This window comes from Streptomyces sp. CA-106110 (assembly GCF_050936285.1).
Taxonomy (GTDB): Bacteria; Actinomycetota; Actinomycetes; order Streptomycetales; family Streptomycetaceae; genus Streptomyces.
Genome location: NZ_JBNJNB010000001.1, coordinates 5,205,251 through 5,223,046 on the forward strand (window position 1 = coordinate 5,205,251; position 17,796 = coordinate 5,223,046).

Consider the following 17,796-nt stretch of genomic DNA (forward strand, 5'->3'; position numbering starts at 1 on the left):
GGACGGCCAATCACCCTGGCGGCGATTGCCCTTTCCCCGCCCTGCTCCGCAGGAGTCCCATTCCTCCCCGGCCTGAAGGCCGGGGCATCCTCGGAGGAACCCGGTGAACCGGTTCGCCGGAGCCTGTTAAAAAGGCGTCATGCTGCATCTGCGTCTCATCACCCCGGCCGAGCGTACGGACGACGTGGTGCGTCTGGTCGAGAGGACGGTCGGCACCACGCACCTCGTCGTGATACCGGGCGCCGCCCGCAATCCTGCCGGCGACGTCGTGATGTGCGACGTCGCCCGTGAGGCGGGCGACGAACTGATCGGTGCACTACGGGGATCGGGGCTGGACGGGACCGGCTCGATCGCCGTGGAGAACATCGACCTGTCGATCTCGAAGCGCGGCGAGAAGGCCGAGGAGGAGGCCCCCGGCGAGGGCGCCGACGCGGTGCTCTGGGAGCACCTCGCGGACGCCACGCACGAGGAGTCGACGCTCTCGGTCACCTATGTCGCCTTCCTGACGCTGGCCACGATGATCGCGGCCTGCGGTGTCGTCCTCGACAACGCGATCCTGATCGTCGGCGCGATGGCGGTGGGCCCGGAGTTCGGCCCGCTGGCGGGGCTGAGCACGGCGTTGGTGCGGCGGGCGCCCCGACTGGCCCTCCGCTCGATGAACGCGCTCCTGGTCGGTTTCGCGGTGGCCATGCTGGTGACCGTCGGGTTCACGTATTTCATGGACGCCGTGGATCTGTTCAGCCGGGTCAAGCTGGACGCCGAGCGGCCCAACACCAACTTCATCTACCGGCCGGACGCGTTCTCGTTCGTCGTCGCGGTCCTCGCCGGGATCGCCGGCACGCTCTCGCTGACGTCGGCGAAGTCGGGGGCGCTGGTCGGCGTGGCGATCTCGGTGACCACGGTCCCGGCCGCCGCGAACGCCGCCGTCGCCTTCACCTACGACGAGTACCGCCAGGCGTGGGGATCGAGCGAACAGCTCCTGCTGAACCTGCTGGGCATCGTGCTCGCCGGCACGCTCACCCTGCTGGCCCAGAAGTTGTTCTGGGCCAGACAGCGCGAACGTACCCTCAGGGCCGGGCAGTTCTAGCCGAGCGCCGACTTCACCGCGTCCGCGAGCCGGCCCGCCACGGACCTCGCCTGCTCGATGTCGGCGGCCTCGACCATGACCCGGACGAGCGGCTCGGTGCCCGACGGCCGGAGCAGCACCCGCCCGGTGGTGCCCAGTTCACGCTCGGCCTCGGTGACGGCGGTGGCCAGCTCCGCGGAGGTGGCGACCCGGGACTTATCGACGTCCGGGACATTCACGAGGACCTGCGGCAGTCGCTCCATCACGGACGCGAGGTCCCTGAGCGTACGGCCGGTCTGCGCGATCCGGGCTGCCAGCATCAGGCCGGTCAGTGTGCCGTCGCCGGTGGTGGCGTGGTCGAGGATGATGACGTGGCCGGACTGCTCCCCGCCGAGGGCGTAGCCTTTCTCCTTCATCTCCTCCAGCACGTACCGGTCGCCGACCGCGGTCTGCACCAGGTGGATGCCCTCGCGCTCCATGGCCAGCTTGAAGCCCAGATTCGACATGACGGTCGCGACGACGGTGCCGGAGCGCAGTGCGGAACGTTCCCGCATCGCCAGCGCGATCACGGCCAGGATCTGGTCGCCGTCCACCTCCGCGCCCGTGTGGTCCACGGCGAGGCAGCGGTCGGCGTCGCCGTCGTGCGCGATGCCGAGGTCGGCGCCGTGCTCGACCACGGCTGCCTTCAGCTTGTCCAGGTGGGTGGAGCCGCACCCGTCGTTGATGTTGAGCCCGTCCGGCTCCGCACCGATCGTGACGATCTCGGCACCGGCCCGCGCGAAGGCCTGCGGCGAGACCCGGGAGGCCGCGCCGTGCGCCTCGTCGAGGACGACCTTGATGCCGTCGAGCCGGTTCGGCAGGACGTCCAGGAGGTGGGCCACGTACTGGTCGAAGCCCTCGTCGTAGGACTTCACCCGGCCGACCCCGGCGCCGGTGGGCCGGTCCCAGGGAGCGCCGGTGCGGTGCTCCTCGTAGACGGCCTCGATCTTGTCCTCGAGCTCGTCGGCGAGCTTGTGCCCGCCGCGGGCGAAGAATTTGATGCCGTTGTCGGGCATGGCGTTGTGGCTGGCGGAGAGCATCACGCCCAGGTCGGCGCCGAGCGCGCCGGTCAGGTACGCGACGGCCGGGGTGGGCAGCACACCGACGCGCAGCACGTCCACGCCGGCGCTGGCGAGCCCGGCCACCATCGCGGCTTCCAGGAACTCCCCGGACGCACGCGGGTCCCGTCCGACCACCGCCGTCGGCTTGTGGCCCTCGAAGGTACCCGCCTCGGCGAGTACGTGCGCCGCCGCGACGGAGAGACCGAGCGCCATCTCGGCCGTCAAATCCGCGTTGGCGACGCCGCGCACGCCGTCCGTGCCGAAGAGTCGTCCCACTGTGGTGTCCTCCGAACCTTGCTGCCTATGTGCGGCTCTTGCCGAGTGTTCAGACGGGGACGGGATGCGTACACCCTCGGGCCCCTCTTCAGGCTTATCCCCCGCAGCTCTCCCGCGCCTGTCGGGATTGCTCCATAAGCCTGTGATAAGCGACTCCCCCCGAAACGAACCGCCCCGGCTGCACAGAGCGTGCTGCCGGGGCGATGCGTGCGTGCTTCAGGCGGTGCGACGCCTGCCGCGACCAGCGGACGCGATCAGCGCTTGCTGTACTGCGGAGCCTTGCGGGCCTTCTTCAGACCGGCCTTCTTCCGCTCGACCGCGCGGTCGTCGCGGCGCAGGAAGCCGGCCTTCTTCAGCGGGCCACGGTTGTTGTCGACGTCCGCCTCGTTCAGCGCACGGGCGACACCCAGACGGAGCGCACCGGCCTGACCGGAGACGCCGCCACCCGCAATGCGGGCGATGATGTCGTAACGGCCCTCGAGCTCGAGCACCTTGAAGGGCTCGTTGACTTCCTGCTGGTGCACCTTGTTCGGGAAGTAGTCCTCGAGGGTGCGGCCGTTGATCTTCCACTTCCCGGTGCCCGGAACGATCCGGACGCGGGCGATGGCGTTCTTGCGGCGGCCCAGGCCGGCGGCCGGCTGGGGCTCGCCGAAGCGGGACGCGAGGGACTCGGAGGTGTACTCACCCTCCACCGGGACCTCGGTCTCGGTGGTGTAGCTGTCGATGTCAAGCTCTTCGAGCGGCTGCTCGGCAGTGGTCTCGGCCACGATTCTCCTCAGATTCTCTTCAGTCTTAGGGGGTGGCCGGACTTACTGCGCGACCTGGGTGATCTCGAACGGCACCGGCTGCTGGGCAGCGTGCGGGTGCTGGTCACCCTTGTAGACCTTCAGCTTCGAGAGCATCTGACGGCCCAGGGAGTTCTTGGGGAGCATGCCCTTGACGGCCTTCTCGACGGCCTTCTCCGGGTTGTTCGCCAGCAGGTCGTCGTAGCGGACGGAGCGCAGACCACCCGGGTAGCCGGAGTGTCGGTACGCCATCTTCTGGGTCCGCTTGTTGCCGGACAGGTGGACCTTGTCCGCGTTGATGATGATGACGAAGTCACCGGCGTCCACGTGGGGCGCGTAGATCGGCTTGTGCTTGCCGCGCAGCAGGGTGGCGGCAGTGGTGGCGAGACGACCCAGGACAACGTCCTGAGCGTCGATGACGTGCCACTGGCGCGTCACATCGCCGGGCTTGGGGCTGTACGTACGCACGGTTCGTAGCCTTCGCTTCTTCAGTGAGGATCCTGACAAGGTCACCGAAGACGATCACGACAGCCCTGACCGCACCGCGGTGACGCAAGCCGCGTGCTGGTCGCTGGTCATCGGCCCGGCGGACCGGTGTAAGGGCCCCTCACGTGAGAATGAGCAAGCCAATACACATAACGAACAGCCAGGATAACGGCGGCACCGACACGGGTCAAAACGGGGCCGCCACCGGGGAGCCGCCGCGGGTTCGGCCGTTCGGGTGCCGGCCGGTCGCACCCAGGCTGGGACGTTTTGTTGCCCCGCCTTCGCTGTGCCGTCGCCGTGGTGCCTACTGAGGGGGAACATGACAGTCCACGGCACGTCTAAGATGCGCCGCATGAGTTATGGGCAGGGGGAGCCCCAGTGGGATCCCTGGAAACCGACTTCCCAGCAGCCCCAGTGGGACGGCCGTGGCGGCACCCCCGACTGGGCCGCGCTGGCCGAGGCCTCGGAGGCGCGCAACAGGCGCCGCCGGCTGCTGCTGATCTTCGGCGGTGCCCTGGCCACGGTGGCCGTGGGCGCCGCCGTCGCCGTGGCCGTCGTGTCCGCTGACGGGAGCCCCGGGGCCTCGAACAAGCCGGCCGGCGCCCTGCCGGGCACCCCGGACATCCCGAGCGAGAGCGCCGCCACCGCCCCGTCGTTCGCCCCGACCTCGGCCCCTCCCCCGCTGGACCCGATGGACTTCATCTCCAGCGCCAAGAAGGACACGGCCCCGGTCAGCGCGGACACCCTGTTCCCCGGCACCCAGCTGACCGTGGGCACGAACATCTACAAGCGGGGTCCCGCGGCCGCCACGAAGAAGTGCGCGTCGGCCGTCCAGGGCACGCTGCCCGCGGTGCTGACCAAGAACGACTGCACCGACGTCTTCCGCGCCACCTACACCAAGAACGGCGTCGCGGTGACGGTCGGCGTGGCCCTCTTCGACACCGCCGCCCAGGCGAGCAAGGTCAAACAGGAAGCGAACAGCAAGAGCATCCTCACGTCGCTCTTCGGCAAGGGCGTGCCCACCTTCTGCCGCACGACGATCTGCCGCTCGACCACCAATTCCTACGGCCGCTACGCCTACTTCACGCTCGCCGGCTTCACCAACGGCAAGGACGTGACGGCCAAGGACACGAAGGTCTTCACGGCCGGCGACGACCTGGCCGAGTTCACCTTCCGCCAGATCCGCCGCCGCGGCGAGGCACAGGCGGCCGCCGCCTCGGCCCAGTGACGGTGGGCGGTCGACCGCTGTCCTGACGGTGCCGCTTCAGGACCCCTGGACGTACGACGTCCAGGGCCGGGCGGAGAAGGGCCGGAGCGCCGCCCGGCCCGGACCTGCGCGGCCCTGAGACTCGTGGGCCGGTGCCCTCCCGGACGTCAGACGAGATACGTGGGAGCGGAGACGCGGACCGCCCGCTCGGGAAGGCGGACGCCGCAGTCGACGCGCACGCCCGCGGGGAGCTCATTGTGCGGCCCGACATGCGCATGGTCACCGACCACCGCTTCGACGACGCTGGTGCCCTCGCCGACGACCGCCTCCCGGCCCACCACGGACCGCTGGACCAGCGCCGCCCGGCCGATGACGGCCCCGGGCAGCACGACACTGCCTTCGACCACGGCCCCCGCCTCCACCACGGCGCCCGCGCACACGGCCGTCCCCGCCGTCAGCACCGCCAGCGGGTCGACGCGCGCACCCGGCATGACCACGGCGTCACCGGCCGGGCCGGGGAGCGCCGGGGAGGACACGTATCCGCGCACCAGGTCGGCGGACCCCGTCACGAAGGCCGACGGAGTGCCCAGATCCAGCCAGTACGTCTGGTCGACGACGCCGCGCAGGACGCCGCCCGCGGCCAGGAGCCCCGGGAACGTCTCCCGCTCGACGGAGACGACCCGGCCCTCGGGGATGGCGTCGATGACGGAGCGTGTGAAGACGTAGCAGCCCGCGTTGATCTGGTCGGTGACGATCTCCTCGGGCCGCTCGGGCTTCTCGAGGAACGACAGGACTCTGCCGTGCTCGTCGGTCGGGACCAGCCCGTAGGCCCGCGGATCGGCGACCCGGGTCAGATGCAGGGTGACGTCGGCGCCGGAGGCCCGGTGACCGTCCCGGAGGCCCCGGATGTCGACGCCGCTGAGGATGTCGCCGTTGAAGACCAGGACAGGTTCGTCGGGGCCGCAGGTCAGATGGCGGGCGGCGTTGCGGATCGCGCCGCCGGTGCCCAGGGGCTCGGTCTCGGTGACATAGACCAGCTCCAGGCCCAGTCCGGACCCGTCCCCGTACTCCCGCTCGAACAGTTCCGCCAGGTAGGACGTGGCGAAGACGATCCGGGTCACCCCCGCCGCCGCGGCACGGGCCAGCTGGTGCGTAAGCAGCGGCACCCCGGCGACGAGCAGCAGGGGCTTGGGCGTGAAGGTGCACAGCGGATGCAGCCGGGTGCCCTTGCCACCGACGAGGAGAATGGCTTCGCTCATGATCTCTGTGTTCTGTCTTCCAGTAAGGCCGTCAGTGCGCAGCCGAGACGGCGCCGAAGCAGCCGGCCTCCGCCAGGTACGCCAGGTCGGTCATGTCTGCTCCCAGGAGACGTTCCAGAAGGGCTCCGTGGGCGCGGCCGCGGGCGCGCCCCAAAAAGGGGGCTCCGTGGGCGCGGCCGCAGGCACCCGGTAGGTCGGCGCTTCACCGGGCACGGCCACCGGGGGCTGTTCCGGTTGAGGGCCGGTGGTCCTGAAGACCCATGTCCGGTACGACCAGAAGCGGAAGAGGGTCGCGACGCCGATGCCGACGAACTTCCAGACGTTGTTGGCGAGCGCGCCGTCCCAGCCGAATCCGTACGTGGTCAGGTAGAGCACCGAGTTCTCGATGACCAGACCGATCGCGCTGAAGAAGAGGAAGAGACCCATCTCCTTCTTCTTGTCGAGCTGGTCCTCCTGGCCGCGGTCCCGGTAGGCGAAGTACCTCAGGCCGAGGTAGTTGCCCATGATGGCGACAGCCGTCGCCACCACGCTCGCTCTGACGGTCTGCCAGTGGGCGAGATTCCTGATGAGGTTGAAGACCACCAGATTGATCACGAATCCCGAGAGCCCCACCAGGCCGAACTTCGCGATCTCGCGGTACAGATTCCCCAACCGCGAGGGAAGCGCGTGTCGTCCGCTCATGGTGAAGTCCTGTCCTTGTCTCGGGATTCTGGTGACTCGTCGTCCTGGTCGTCGCCCACCGGCCGGCCTCCGGGCGGGCCGCTGGGCGACGCGCTCCGGTTCAACTCCGCCGGTTGCGCAGCCGCAGTCGCAGCGGCACCAGCGCCGACTCGATCTGCGTCCCGAGGTTCATCTTGGACACGCCCTCGGTGCGCTCCTCGAAGCGGATCGGGATCTCGACCGCGCTGTGACCGGCGCGGACGGCCTTGAACTTCAACTCCACCTGGAAGCTGTATCCGGCGCTGTCCAGGGTGGCCAGGTCGACGTCCCGGAGGGTTTGCGCGGACCACAGGTTGAAGCCGGCGGTGATGTCCCGGATCTTGGTGCCGAGCACGGTACGGGCGTACCGGTTGGCGAAGCGCGACAGCAGCACCCGGTGCTTGCCCCACTCCTCGTCCAGCGAGCCGCCCTCGACGTACCGGCTGCCGATGACCAGGCCGACCCCGGACGCCACGGCCGTGCCGAGCATCCGCGGCACCGCCTCCACCGGGTGGCTGCCGTCGGCGTCCATCTGGACGACGTACTCGGCGCCCTCGGCGAGCGCGGCGCTCATGCCCGCCATGTACGCCCGCCCCAGGCCGTCCTTCTCGGTGCGGTGCAGGACACTCATCCGCCACCGGCCGTCCCAGTTGTACTTCTCGGCCAGTTCCTCTGCGATCCGCCCGGTGCCGTCCGGGCTGGAGTCGTCGACGATCTTCAGATGCAGCCCGTCGAGCGGCAGTCCCAGCACCGCCTCGGCCATGCGCGGCAGGTTCGCCGCCTCGTTGTACGTCGGCATCACCACGGTGACCCGTATGTCGCCGTACGCCTCCTGGTCCGTCATCTCCCTACCCCTCCCCTATGGGACGCGGATCTCCCCAGCGCCCGGAATTGCCAGCCCGCCGCGGTCCACAGGTCCGCGTCGAGCACCCCCCGGCCGTCCACGATCCGCGGACGGCACACCAGTGATCCGGCCCACTCCGGGTCGATCTCACGGAACTGCGGCCACTCGGTCAGGTGCAGTACGAGATCGGCCCCACGCAGGGCCTCCTCGAGCGACATCGCGTACCCGAGCAGCGGGAACGCCTTGCGGGCGTTGTCCATGGCCTCCGGGTCGTAGACCGTGACGTCGGCGCCGTCGAGGTCGAGGCGGGCGGCGACGTTCAGCGCGGGCGAGTCGCGGATGTCGTCCGAGTCGGGCTTGAAGGCCGCGCCCAGGACGGCCACGCGGGCCCCCAGCAGTCCACCCCCGCACAGCTCCCGGGCCAGCTCGATCACCCGGTCGCGGCGCCGCATGTTGATCGCGTCCACCGCGTGCAGGAAGCCCAGGTCGACGCCCAGCTCGCCGGCCCGGTGGGCGAAGGCGCGGATGTCCTTGGGCAGACAGCCGCCGCCGAACCCGACCCCCGCGCGCAGGAACTTCTTGCCGATCCGGTCGTCGTAGCCGAGCGCCTCGGCAAGCGTCCGCACATCACCGCCGGCCGCCTCGCACACTTCGGCCATCGCGTTGATGAAGGAGATCTTGGTGGCCAGGAAGGCGTTGGCGGCCGTCTTGACCAGCTCGGCGGTCGCGAAGTCGGCGGTGACCAGCGGGGTTCCGGCGGCGAGGACGGGGGCGTACACCTCGCGCAGCAGGGTCTCCGCCCGCTCGGATTCCACCCCGAACACCAGCCGGTCCGGCCGCAGGGTGTCCTCGATGGCGAAACCTTCCCGCAGGAACTCGGGATTCCAGGCGACCTCGGCGTCGCAGGCGTCCGCGAGCCTCGCGGCCGTGCCGACCGGCACGGTGGACTTGCCCACCAGCAGGGCGTCCTTCGCCGCGTGCCGCGCGATCGCCGCGAAGGCAGCGTCGACGTACGTCAGATCGGCGGCGCCGGACTCCTTGCGCTGCGGAGTGCCGACGCACACGAAGTGCACCTGCCCGAAGGCACCGGCCTCTTCGTACGAGGTCGTGAAGCGCAGCCGGCCGCTCGCTGTGTGGCGGGCGATCAGCTCGGCCAGCCCCGGCTCGTGGAACGTCACCCTGCCGGCGCTCAGCGCGGCCACCTTGTCGGCGTCCACATCGACCCCGACCACCTCGTGCCCGAGCTCCGCCATGCAGGCGGCGTGAGTGGCACCGAGGTAGCCGGTGCCGATGACGGTGAGCCGCATGCGGGCGGCCTCCTTACGTTTCTGCGACCTGTCTCTTCGGCCGGTTCCTCCGGCCGGTTCCTCCGGCCGTTCTTCCGGCCTTCTTCGGAGTAGGCCCTACTTGCGCTCCAGCACCTGCACGGTGACCCGGTGCAGCTTCACCGTGCGCGTGGCCTTGAAGTACTTCTCGATGGCGGTGGCCTTCTTCGGTTCCGCCCCGTCGAGCGGTGGCCGGCCGTCGCCGACCGTCGACACCAGCCAGAGCCGGTCGACACCCTGGAGACAGCGCGCCGTGTACTTGCACTCGCTGGCGCCGTACGACCCGTTCTGCTGCGGTGTCCACTCCATGAGGACGTCCTTGGGGGCCTTCCGGTCCCGAAGCTCGTACGCCATGGCGCGGCGCTCCGACAGCTGGCCGTTGAAGATCACTCCGTCCCCGGGCTTCTCACCCGACACGATCACACGGGCCGCGGCCGAGTAGTCCGGCTCGTCGGGCAGGTCCTGCTTGGCGACGCCGATCGCGGGCCACGCCACGAAGGCGTATCCGGCAGCGACGGCCGCCACCAGAAGGCCGCCCATGGCCTTGGCCGCGGCGCCCGGTCGGGCCTCGGGGTCGAGCCGCCCGGTGAGACGGGTGATGCCGGCGGCGGCCAGCAGCACCCAAGCAGGGATCGTGAAGAGGAGATAGCGCGGCAAGAACATGTGGAGCTGGTTGGCGGTGAGGAAGGTGAGGACGGGCGGCAGGACGGCCCAGGTGCCGAGCAGCAGCGCATAGCGACGGGCCGCGAGCAACCCGAGCACGCCGAGACCCAGCACCACCCCACCGGTGATCCACGAACCGAACAGCTCCTGCGGGTAGTCGAGCAGGTCCTGGGTCGTGGTCACGTTCCACGCGATCTGCCCGGTCTGCCCGGACCCACTCGCGACCATCGGAAACGTGATGGACAGGCCGAGCGCCGCGGCTCCCGCGAAGGCCCAGTGCACGATGCGGTCGCCGCGCTTCTTCACCACCACGACCAGTCCCAGGTGCCCGGCGACGACCGACATCGCGACCAGGTGCCCGAAGCCCGTCGCCGCGAGCGCCAGGGCGTACAGCGTCCAGTCCCTCAGGCTCGGCCTGTCCAGAGCGCGCAGCAGCATCAGCGTCGCCAGCAGCGCGAAGAGGGACGCGAAGGCGTACGGCCGTGCCTCCTGCCCGTACCGCGTGATGGCCGGGACCACCGCGAACAGCAGCCCGGCGAGCAGCCCGGTCCGCACGGTGAACATCCGGCGCCCGAGCAGGCCGACCACACCGGCCGAGACCGCCATGGCCACGGCGCCGGGCAGCCGCAATGCCGCCGGCGAGTCACCGGCCACCGCGATCCACAGGTGCATGATCGCGTAGTACGGCGTGAAGACGACGTCGACGTGCTCGATGAGCCGCCCGAGATCGTGGTACGACAGCGAGGACGCCCACCAGGTGGCGTGCTCGTCGCGCCACAGCTGTCGGTGGCCGAGCCCCGGCAGGACGCAGGCGAGCGCGGCCAGCAGGGGCAGAACGAAGACCAGGACCCCGGTACCCTTTCCGGGCTCGGTCCGCCGCCGGTGGACGTGTTCGCTCTCGACCGCGTCCGGGGCCTGAGCCTCGTCGACCGGTGATGTGTACGCCGTCATCGCTTCACCCAGATCCGGTACGGCGCCTGCCCGCTCTCCGCCTTCACCACGGTGAGCTGCCGGTAGCGCGTGGAGCCGCGCAGCACCTCGGGCACGGAGGCGGACCGCAGCACGATCGCGTCGTAGGTGCCCTTCTTCACAGCCGCCGTCAGCGGGGCGCCGTGCTGCGCCCGGTGCCACTGGCCGGGCTCGGTCGTCGCGCGCAGGTAGTACGCGGAGATCTCGGGCTCGTCGGTGAGGTAGTTCCCCTTGCTTCCTCGGTTCTCCATGACCCCGCGCAGCGCGCCGATCATGCCGGCCGAGTTCGGCGGCCGGTACAGGTTCTGCGTCTGCGCCATGCCCACGACCAGCGCGATGACGTAGATCATGATGCCTATCTGCGGATACCGGAAGTGCGCGCCCATCAGCCGGGAGATGCCGAGGCCCGCCATCGGAACCGCGAAGAGCAGGCCGAAGCCGACGTGTATGTGCAGCGAACTGCCGTTGCCCAGGTACGCCTGGTACAGCGGCGCGAGCAGCGCGGTACCGCACAGGGCGAGGCCCAGCGCAGAGCGACGGATCGCGCCCGGCGCGGAGCCCTCGGCCCAGGGCATCTCACCCATCCGGGCCCGGCGGATGTAGCCGATGGCACCGATCAGGGCGACGAGCAGGACGACGCCACCCCACTCGGCGCTCTCCTTCAGCAGGTGCGCCGCGCTGTCCGTGCCGTGCGTGTTCCACCCGGTGGGCGTGCCGTTCAGTTGGACGCCCACGAAGCACAGAGCACCGGTGGCCACCACGAAGAGGGCACCCCTGAGGAAGGCCCCGGTCCCGCGGAAGCGGTACGCCGTCAGCACGGCGAGCACGGTGAGCGTCGGCAGGTACAGCGCCGCGGAGTACGCGGCGAAGGGCGCGACCGCGGCGAAGGGCGCTGCCACCAGCACGGCGGCGGGGTTCGACTGGCGAGTCCTGGCCAGCAGCCACAAGGTCGCGGCGAGCAGGAACAGGGACAGGGAGTGCAGGGAGGCGTACCGGCCGGTGAAGGCGGTCGACTCCAGAACGGAGTACATCGCGGCGGCCGCGAGGGCCGCGCGCTCGTTGAACAGCATCCGGGTCGCCCCGAACAGCAGCGCCGTGGCACCGAGCGCCCAGGCCAGACTGAGCGTGCGGGCCCCGGTCAGTCCCGTACCGGCGATCAGCCCGGACAGCCTGCCGTCGGACATCAGGAACTTCGCTTCCTGAGGGAAGGCGCTCCCGTCCAGTCGGTAGGACAGGCCCGCCTGCACCAGCAGGATCAGCACCAGCACACCACGGCTGATCCACGCCGAGCGGCTGTTGTCGACCGACCAGGCGGAGACGGGGACTTCGGGCAGCACATAGCCGGGCTCGGGCTCGGGATCCGGCTCGGGGTCCAGGACCGTGTACTGCGGCACGTAGTAGTCGGCGTACTCGGCCTCGGGCTCGGGCTCGCCGCCGTACTGGGGTCGGCCGTACGGCTGGGGACTAGCCGCCGGGGGTGCGGCGGGGGCCTCGAACCAGCCGCCCCCGCCCCCGTACTGACCGCCGTCGTACTGGCCGCCGCCGTACTGACCTCGCTGACCGTTGCTCATGACCGCGGCACCTCGAATCCGAAGGCGTCGTGGGCGATCAGCTTCTTGAACTCGGCCAGGGCGAGCGGGCTGCTCTGGATGCGCCAGTCGGCCCGCTTGGGAATGTTGAACCACACGAAGCCGAGGACGTTCTTGTCCTGCTCGATCCCCTGGAGCAGCCCGCGCACATCGGCCCGCCGGCGTTCGCCGGGCTCCGACGACGTCTCGCTGATCAACACCGGCTTGTCGGTGAACGACGCCACCTGCCGCTGTGTCGGCCCGTACAGGGTGTCGAAGGTGTGGGCTCCGGTGAGTGCCCAGTAGCCCACGACCCCGACCCAGTCGACGTACGCGTCACCGGGCCAGTACGGCTTGAGCTTCACGTCCGGGACGGGGTTGACGACGTTGGGGCTCCACACCCAGATGACGTTGGTGGCGCCCTCCTCCCCGAAGACGTCGTGGATGTGCCGCCACGCCTTCACGAAGGTCGCCGCCGTCGTGTTCTTGGTCCCCCACGGGTACCAGTTGCCGTTCATCTCGTGCCCGAAGCTGATCGCGACCGGCACGTTGGTCTTCCGGACACTCGCCGCGAACTTCGTGATGTACGCGTCCTGCGAACCGTCCGCGATCTTGTCGAGGCCGGGCTTGAACGGCTCCCACGAGACGTAGAGCAGTCCGCCGTCCGCGAAGACGTTCTTGGCGCCCTCGGCATTGAAGCCGTCGCCCCACGAGGAGTACGACCCGACCATGTTCGGCTTCTTGCCGACGGTCTTCGAGAAAGCGTCGACCGGCGCCATCGAGCTGGGCGCACCCTCCACGGCGACCCCGAAGTACTTCTTCGCGGGATGCAGCAACGGTGTCACGTCGTACGACGCCTGCTGCTCGGTGCTGCCGGCGGTGCTGTCGGCGGAAGGCGCACGAGCGGCGGAGTCGGCGGGGTCGTTGCTCTGGAACACACCGCAGCCGGAGACCCCCGTCAAGAGGACCAGGAAGAGTGCCACGGCCGGGCGGACAAGGGACCTGCGGATCATGCGACTGCCACCACGGCGTGGTGCTCCTTGGGCTGGATCAGCGCGCGGGCGACGACGAGTGCGTAGAACAGCCCGGAGGACAGGATGAGGGCGAAGTCCGGCGGATAGCCGGTGAACAGCCGGTACACGGCGGCGCCGACCCAGACCACGGCCGTACCGCCGCTCCAGAGCCACAGCCCCAGCCAGAACCGTCGGGTCTTGTTCTTCTTCGCTCCCTTGGACCCGGTGGGCTGCCAGCCCATGCGCTGCTTGCGCAGGATGTCCCAGATGGCGAAGACGTGCGCCCAGCCGTACATCATCCGCGCCGACCAGGCTTCCAGCCGGTACGGCGACTTGTGCCACATCGGGAAGATCACGGTCGTGTACACGATGCTCGGCAGCACCCACACCAGATGCCTGACCTGGAGCATCTCAGGGCTGGTGACCAGCAGCAGGATGGGCAGGAGCGGTGCCACGAACGTGAACAGCGCCGTGTGGATGTAGTAGAAGAACCCGGAGAGGTAGCAGAGCCGGCTGGAGAACCTGATCGGCGCGTCCCAGAACTTCTTGCTGCCGAGCAGCGACATCGAGCCCGAGCACCAGCGGTACTGCTGGTTGAAGAACGCCCCGGCCGTGTCCGGGCACACACCGGTCGACAGGGCGACGGGCACGTACTTCAGGTCCCAGCCGAGCCCTCGCAGATCGAACCCGGTGTGCACGTCCTCCGAGTGCTCGATCAGCGTCGTACCACCGTTGGTCTCCAGCGCGGCTCGCCGGTAGATCGCGCACGATCCGACACAGATCGCGCCGTCGCTGCCCTGCCGCGACACCTGTACGGACCGGTAGAACAGCTCCTGCACGGCCCCCGCGCCGCGCTCGATCCAGTTCTGCGAGTCGAGCACGCGGAAGTACTGCGGTGACTGGATGATGCCGATGCGCGGGTCCGCGTCCATGTACGGCAGCAGTTCCTCGAGCAGGTCGGCGCGCGGCGTGAAGTCGGCGTCCAGGATCAGGATGTACTCGCCGTCGGACTGCCCGAACCCGAAGTGCAGGTTGCCGGCCTTCTTGAACCACCCGCGGTTCTCCCGGGTGCCGTAGCGGAACCCGAAGTCGCGCGCCATGGCTTCCAGTTCAGGGCTGGCGCCGTCGTCCAGGACGAAGGGCACACACTGCCCGGGGTAGTGGTCGGCGAGCTGCCTCACATGGGTCCAGGTGTTGTGCAGCACCTCGATCGGCTCCCCGCACACCGGCAGGAAGACGTCGACGCTCGGATAGACCGCCGGTCGCCAGGTGCGCACCAACTGCTGGTGGTGGGCGAAGTCGAAGTCCCGCGTGAAGCCGTTCACCCTCAGCGACACGAGGTAGTAGAACACCGTGAAGGCGAGCGGCGGCGCGAAGATCCACATCAGCGGGCTGGCCTGGGTGAGCGCCACCTGGCTCACGGTCAGGCAGCCGAAGCTGACGACTGACGCGAGCGTCAGCACCCACAGGCGCCGCTTCACATACGCGTACTTCTCCCGCTGCGTCGGTGGTACCGGCAGCAGTCCCAACGCGGCGTTGCCGCCACGTCCCGCCCTACGTCGCCCCCCGCCCTGACGTGCGGTACGGCGTCCCCCGGTCCGCACGGGACCAACTGAACTCATCACCAATCCAGCCCCGGGCCACAGAAGGCCCGTCACCCCCACGTGTGCTCAGCCGCCCCATTCGAACCAATGGCCAAGCGTCGAAAGAGTAGTCGAACGGTGAAAAATATGTAAGAGGCAACAAGGGGATTACGTCCCGGTAGGGATATATGTGAGGGAAACGTCATTGAACATTGGATGGAGCTAACAGGTTTCGCAGCCGCCCGAAGCGGTCAGGGTCCGCTTGTTCCGCGCCTGCCTGTTCCGCTCGGCGAGCAGTTCGTCGGCCGGGTAGCCGACCTCCTCCAGCGTCAGACCGTGCGGCCGTACGACATGCACGGCCGAGTCCCGCACCCCCGCGGCCAGCACCTTCCCCGGCCAGTCCGGGGCCCGGTGCCCGTCCCCCACGAACAGCAGCGCCCCGATCAGCGAGCGCACCATGTTGTGGCAGAAGGCGTCCGCGCGCACGGTGGCCGTGATGATCCCGTCGTCGCCGCGCAACAGGCTCAACTCCTGGAGCGTGCGGATGGTGGTCGCGCCCTCACGCTTCTTGCAGTAGGCCGCGAAGTCGTGCTCCCCGAGGAGCCGCTGAGCCGCCTCGTTCATGGCGTCGACGTCGAGCGGCCAGTCGTGCCACAGCACGTGGTTGCGCAGCAGCGGGTCGACACCGCCGGGGTTGTCCGTGACCCGGTAGGCGTAGCGCCGCCAGACGGCCGAGAAACGGGCGTTGAAGCCGTCGGGCGCCTCCCTGAGGGCCCATACGCGGACGTCCTTGGACAGTCGGCCGGCGAGCCGCTTGAGCAGCTTCCCGCGGTGCTCGCCCCAGACCGTCAGGGGCAGATCGACATGGGCGACCTGGCCCCGCGCGTGCACCCCGGCGTCCGTACGTCCGGCGACGGTCAGCTCGTAGGTCTGTGTGGACCGCGTGACCGTACGCAGCGCATCCTCGATCTCCCCCTGCACGGTGCGCTTGCCACCGGCCTGCTTGGCCCAGCCGTGGAAGTCGGTTCCGTCGTAGGAGAGGTCGAGCCGGATGCGGACATGTCCGGGCTGTACTTCGTCACTCACCCCTAGATCCTCTCAGCAACGCGGAAGCGGGCCCGCCCCCGAGGGACGGACCCGCTTCCGGTGAGGTCGGGCTCAGGCGTCCTTGGACTCCTCAGCGGCCTCCTCGGCCGGAGCCTCGGTGGCGTCCTCGACCTTGGTGTCCTCGGCCTTGGTCTCGGCCTCCTTGACGGCGCGCTTGGTCGCCGCCTCGGCCTCGCCGACCGCCTTCTGCTGCACCGTCAGCGCCTCGACCAGCTCGATGACAGCCATGGGCGCGTTGTCGCCACGGCGGTTGCCGATCTTGGTGATGCGGGTGTACCCACCCGGACGGTTCTCGTAGCGCGGGCCGATCTCGGAGAACAGCGTGTAGACGATGTCCTTGTCCGTGATGACCTGGAGCACCTGGCGGCGGTTGTGAAGGTCGCCCTTCTTCGCCTTGGTGATCAGACGCTCCGCGTACGGGCGCAGGCGGCGGGCCTTCGCCTCGGTGGTGGTGATACGGCCGTGCTCGAACAGCGACTTCGCGAGGTTCGCGAGGAGCAGCTTCTCGTGCGCGGCGCTGCCGCCCAGACGGGCACCCTTGGCGGGCTTCGGCATGGTTGATCTCCTAGTCATCTGCCCCGGCCGTGTCAGGTACCGGAGTCAGTATCCGAGCGAGCGGTTGCCCGTCGGAGATCCGCGAGCACCCCGAGGGGCGTTCCCGGAAGGAGCGCGGGGAACTGCGCGACAAGCGGCAGTCCACCCGCACCCTGTGTCGGACCGTCGAGCCCGAGCTCTCAGTACTGCTCGGTCTCGACGAACCCGGCGTCCACGTCGTCGTCGGCACCGAAGGCGTCGGCGGCGGCGGTCGGGTCGAATCCAGGCGGGCTGTCCTTCAGGGCCAGGCCCATGCCGGCCAGCTTCGCCTTGACCTCGTCGATGGACTTCGCACCGAAGTTGCGGATGTCCAGCAGGTCGGCCTCGGAGCGGGCGACGAGCTCACCCACGGAGTGGATGCCCTCGCGCTTGAGGCAGTTGTAGGAGCGGACCGTGAGCTCCAGCTCCTCGATCGGCAGCGCCAGGTCGGCGGCCAGGGCGGCGTCCGTGGGGGACGGGCCCATGTCGATGCCCTCGGCGTCGATGTTCAGCTCGCGGGCGAGACCGAACAGCTCGACCAGGGTCTTGCCGGCGGAGGCCATCGCGTCACGGGGACGCATGGCCTGCTTGGTCTCGACGTCGACGATCAGCTTGTCGAAGTCGGTGCGCTGCTCGACACGCGTCGCCTCGACCTTGTAGGTGACCTTGAGAACCGGCGAGTAGATGGAGTCGACCGGGATACGGCCGATCTCCTGGCCCACCTGCTTGTTCTGCACGGCGGAGACGTAGCCGCGACCGCGCTCCACGGTCAGCTCCATCTCCAGCTTGCCCTTGCCGTTGAGCGTGGCCAGGACGAGGTCGGGGTTGTGCACCTCGACACCGGCCGGGGGCGCGATGTCGACGGCGGCGACCAGACCCGGGCCCTGCTTGCGCAGGTACATCACGACCGGCTCGTCGTGCTCCGAGGAGACGACCAGCTGCTTGATGTTGAGGATCAGGTCGGTGACGTCCTCCTTGACGCCCGGCACGGTGGTGAACTCGTGCAGGACGCCGTCGATGCGGATGCTGGTGACAGCAGCGCCGGGGATCGACGACAGGAGGGTGCGGCGGAGGGAGTTGCCGAGGGTGTAGCCGAAGCCCGGCTCCAGCGGCTCGATCACGAACCGGGAGCGGAACTCGTCGACGACCTCCTCGGTCAACGAGGGTCGCTGAGCGATCAGCATGTGTGGATCAGATCCTTCAGTCGTGGACGCCCGCTATATGACGCCCGACCAAGCCGCACCTGGCAGGGTGCGGGTACTGCAAGGGTACG

The 17,796-nt window shown here is 69.4% G+C and carries 16 protein-coding genes; 2 read left to right on the plus strand and 14 right to left on the minus strand.

The genetic code is table 11. The features are described from left to right. Positions 1-139: 139 nt before the first annotated feature. Positions 140-1,087 (plus strand): DUF389 domain-containing protein, encoded by a 948-nt coding sequence (locus tag ACQEXA_RS23800; protein ID WP_432931505.1) that lies wholly within the window; start codon positions 140-142, stop codon positions 1,085-1,087. On the opposite strand, the gene glmM is transcribed toward ACQEXA_RS23800, so the two are convergent. The 3 genes from glmM to rplM all read right to left on the minus strand — a co-directional run bounded on the left by glmM (position 1,084) and on the right by rplM (position 3,695). Next, positions 1,084-2,442 (minus strand): phosphoglucosamine mutase, encoded by a 1,359-nt coding sequence (gene glmM / locus ACQEXA_RS23805; protein ID WP_359396325.1) that lies wholly within the window; start codon positions 2,440-2,442, stop codon positions 1,084-1,086. The genes ACQEXA_RS23800 and glmM overlap by 4 nt on opposite strands. Before the next feature lie 254 nt (positions 2,443-2,696). Then, on the minus strand, positions 2,697-3,209 hold the full coding sequence (gene rpsI, locus ACQEXA_RS23810) for a 30S ribosomal protein S9 (RefSeq protein WP_359396322.1): 513 nt from the start codon (positions 3,207-3,209) through the stop codon (positions 2,697-2,699). A 42-nt stretch (positions 3,210-3,251) separates the two neighbouring features. Continuing rightward, positions 3,252-3,695: a 50S ribosomal protein L13 gene (gene rplM / locus ACQEXA_RS23815; protein ID WP_146463583.1), complete on the minus strand. Its 444-nt coding sequence runs from the start codon at positions 3,693-3,695 to the stop codon at positions 3,252-3,254. Positions 3,696-4,065: 370 nt separating this feature from the next. Here rplM and ACQEXA_RS23820 point away from each other — a divergent pair, with 370 nt between their 5' ends. After that, entirely contained in the window at positions 4,066-4,941 is an 876-nt protein-coding gene (locus ACQEXA_RS23820; RefSeq protein ID WP_432931502.1) for a hypothetical protein, read from the plus strand. 146 nt (positions 4,942-5,087) lie between these two features. On the opposite strand, the gene ACQEXA_RS23825 is transcribed toward ACQEXA_RS23820, so the two are convergent. From ACQEXA_RS23825 to ACQEXA_RS23875, 11 genes are all read right to left on the minus strand, one after another. Further along, entirely contained in the window at positions 5,088-6,179 is a 1,092-nt protein-coding gene (locus ACQEXA_RS23825) for a sugar phosphate nucleotidyltransferase (protein WP_432931500.1), read from the minus strand. A 90-nt stretch (positions 6,180-6,269) separates the two neighbouring features. Next, positions 6,270-6,860 carry a GtrA family protein gene (locus tag ACQEXA_RS23830; protein ID WP_432931498.1) on the minus strand — a complete coding sequence of 197 codons (591 nt, stop codon included), beginning with the start codon at positions 6,858-6,860 and terminating at the stop codon, positions 6,270-6,272. A 100-nt stretch (positions 6,861-6,960) separates the two neighbouring features. Next, complete coding sequence (locus tag ACQEXA_RS23835; RefSeq protein WP_359396312.1) at positions 6,961-7,722, minus strand: polyprenol monophosphomannose synthase; 762 nt, start codon at positions 7,720-7,722, stop codon at positions 6,961-6,963. Then, a complete protein-coding gene (locus ACQEXA_RS23840) occupies positions 7,719-9,029 on the minus strand; it encodes a UDP-glucose dehydrogenase family protein (RefSeq protein WP_432931496.1) in 1,311 nt (436 codons plus the stop codon). Before ACQEXA_RS23840 ends, ACQEXA_RS23835 begins: the two co-directional genes overlap by 4 nt. A gap of 96 nt (positions 9,030-9,125) precedes the next feature. After that, positions 9,126-10,661, minus strand: a complete 1,536-nt coding sequence (locus ACQEXA_RS23845; protein ID WP_432931494.1) for a glycosyltransferase family 39 protein — start codon at positions 10,659-10,661, stop codon at positions 9,126-9,128. Continuing rightward, positions 10,658-12,250 (minus strand): glycosyltransferase family 39 protein, encoded by a 1,593-nt coding sequence (locus ACQEXA_RS23850; RefSeq protein WP_432931492.1) that lies wholly within the window; start codon positions 12,248-12,250, stop codon positions 10,658-10,660. The genes ACQEXA_RS23845 and ACQEXA_RS23850 overlap by 4 nt, the downstream gene beginning before the upstream one ends. After that, positions 12,247-13,260, minus strand: a complete 1,014-nt coding sequence (locus tag ACQEXA_RS23855; RefSeq protein WP_433130970.1) for a glycoside hydrolase family 26 protein — start codon at positions 13,258-13,260, stop codon at positions 12,247-12,249. Before ACQEXA_RS23855 ends, ACQEXA_RS23850 begins: the two co-directional genes overlap by 4 nt. Further along, complete coding sequence (locus ACQEXA_RS23860; RefSeq protein WP_433130972.1) at positions 13,257-14,882, minus strand: glycosyltransferase family 2 protein; 1,626 nt, start codon at positions 14,880-14,882, stop codon at positions 13,257-13,259. Before ACQEXA_RS23860 ends, ACQEXA_RS23855 begins: the two co-directional genes overlap by 4 nt. Positions 14,883-15,065: 183 nt before the next feature. Further along, positions 15,066-15,929, minus strand: coding sequence for a tRNA pseudouridine(38-40) synthase TruA (gene truA, locus ACQEXA_RS23865; protein WP_432931488.1), 864 nt, complete (start codon positions 15,927-15,929; stop codon positions 15,066-15,068). A 72-nt stretch (positions 15,930-16,001) separates the two neighbouring features. Beyond that, entirely contained in the window at positions 16,002-16,505 is a 504-nt protein-coding gene (rplQ, locus tag ACQEXA_RS23870; RefSeq protein ID WP_432931486.1) for a 50S ribosomal protein L17, read from the minus strand. Positions 16,506-16,684: 179 nt separating this feature from the next. Then, entirely contained in the window at positions 16,685-17,707 is a 1,023-nt protein-coding gene (locus tag ACQEXA_RS23875) for a DNA-directed RNA polymerase subunit alpha (RefSeq protein WP_433130974.1), read from the minus strand. Positions 17,708-17,796: the final 89 nt, after the last annotated feature.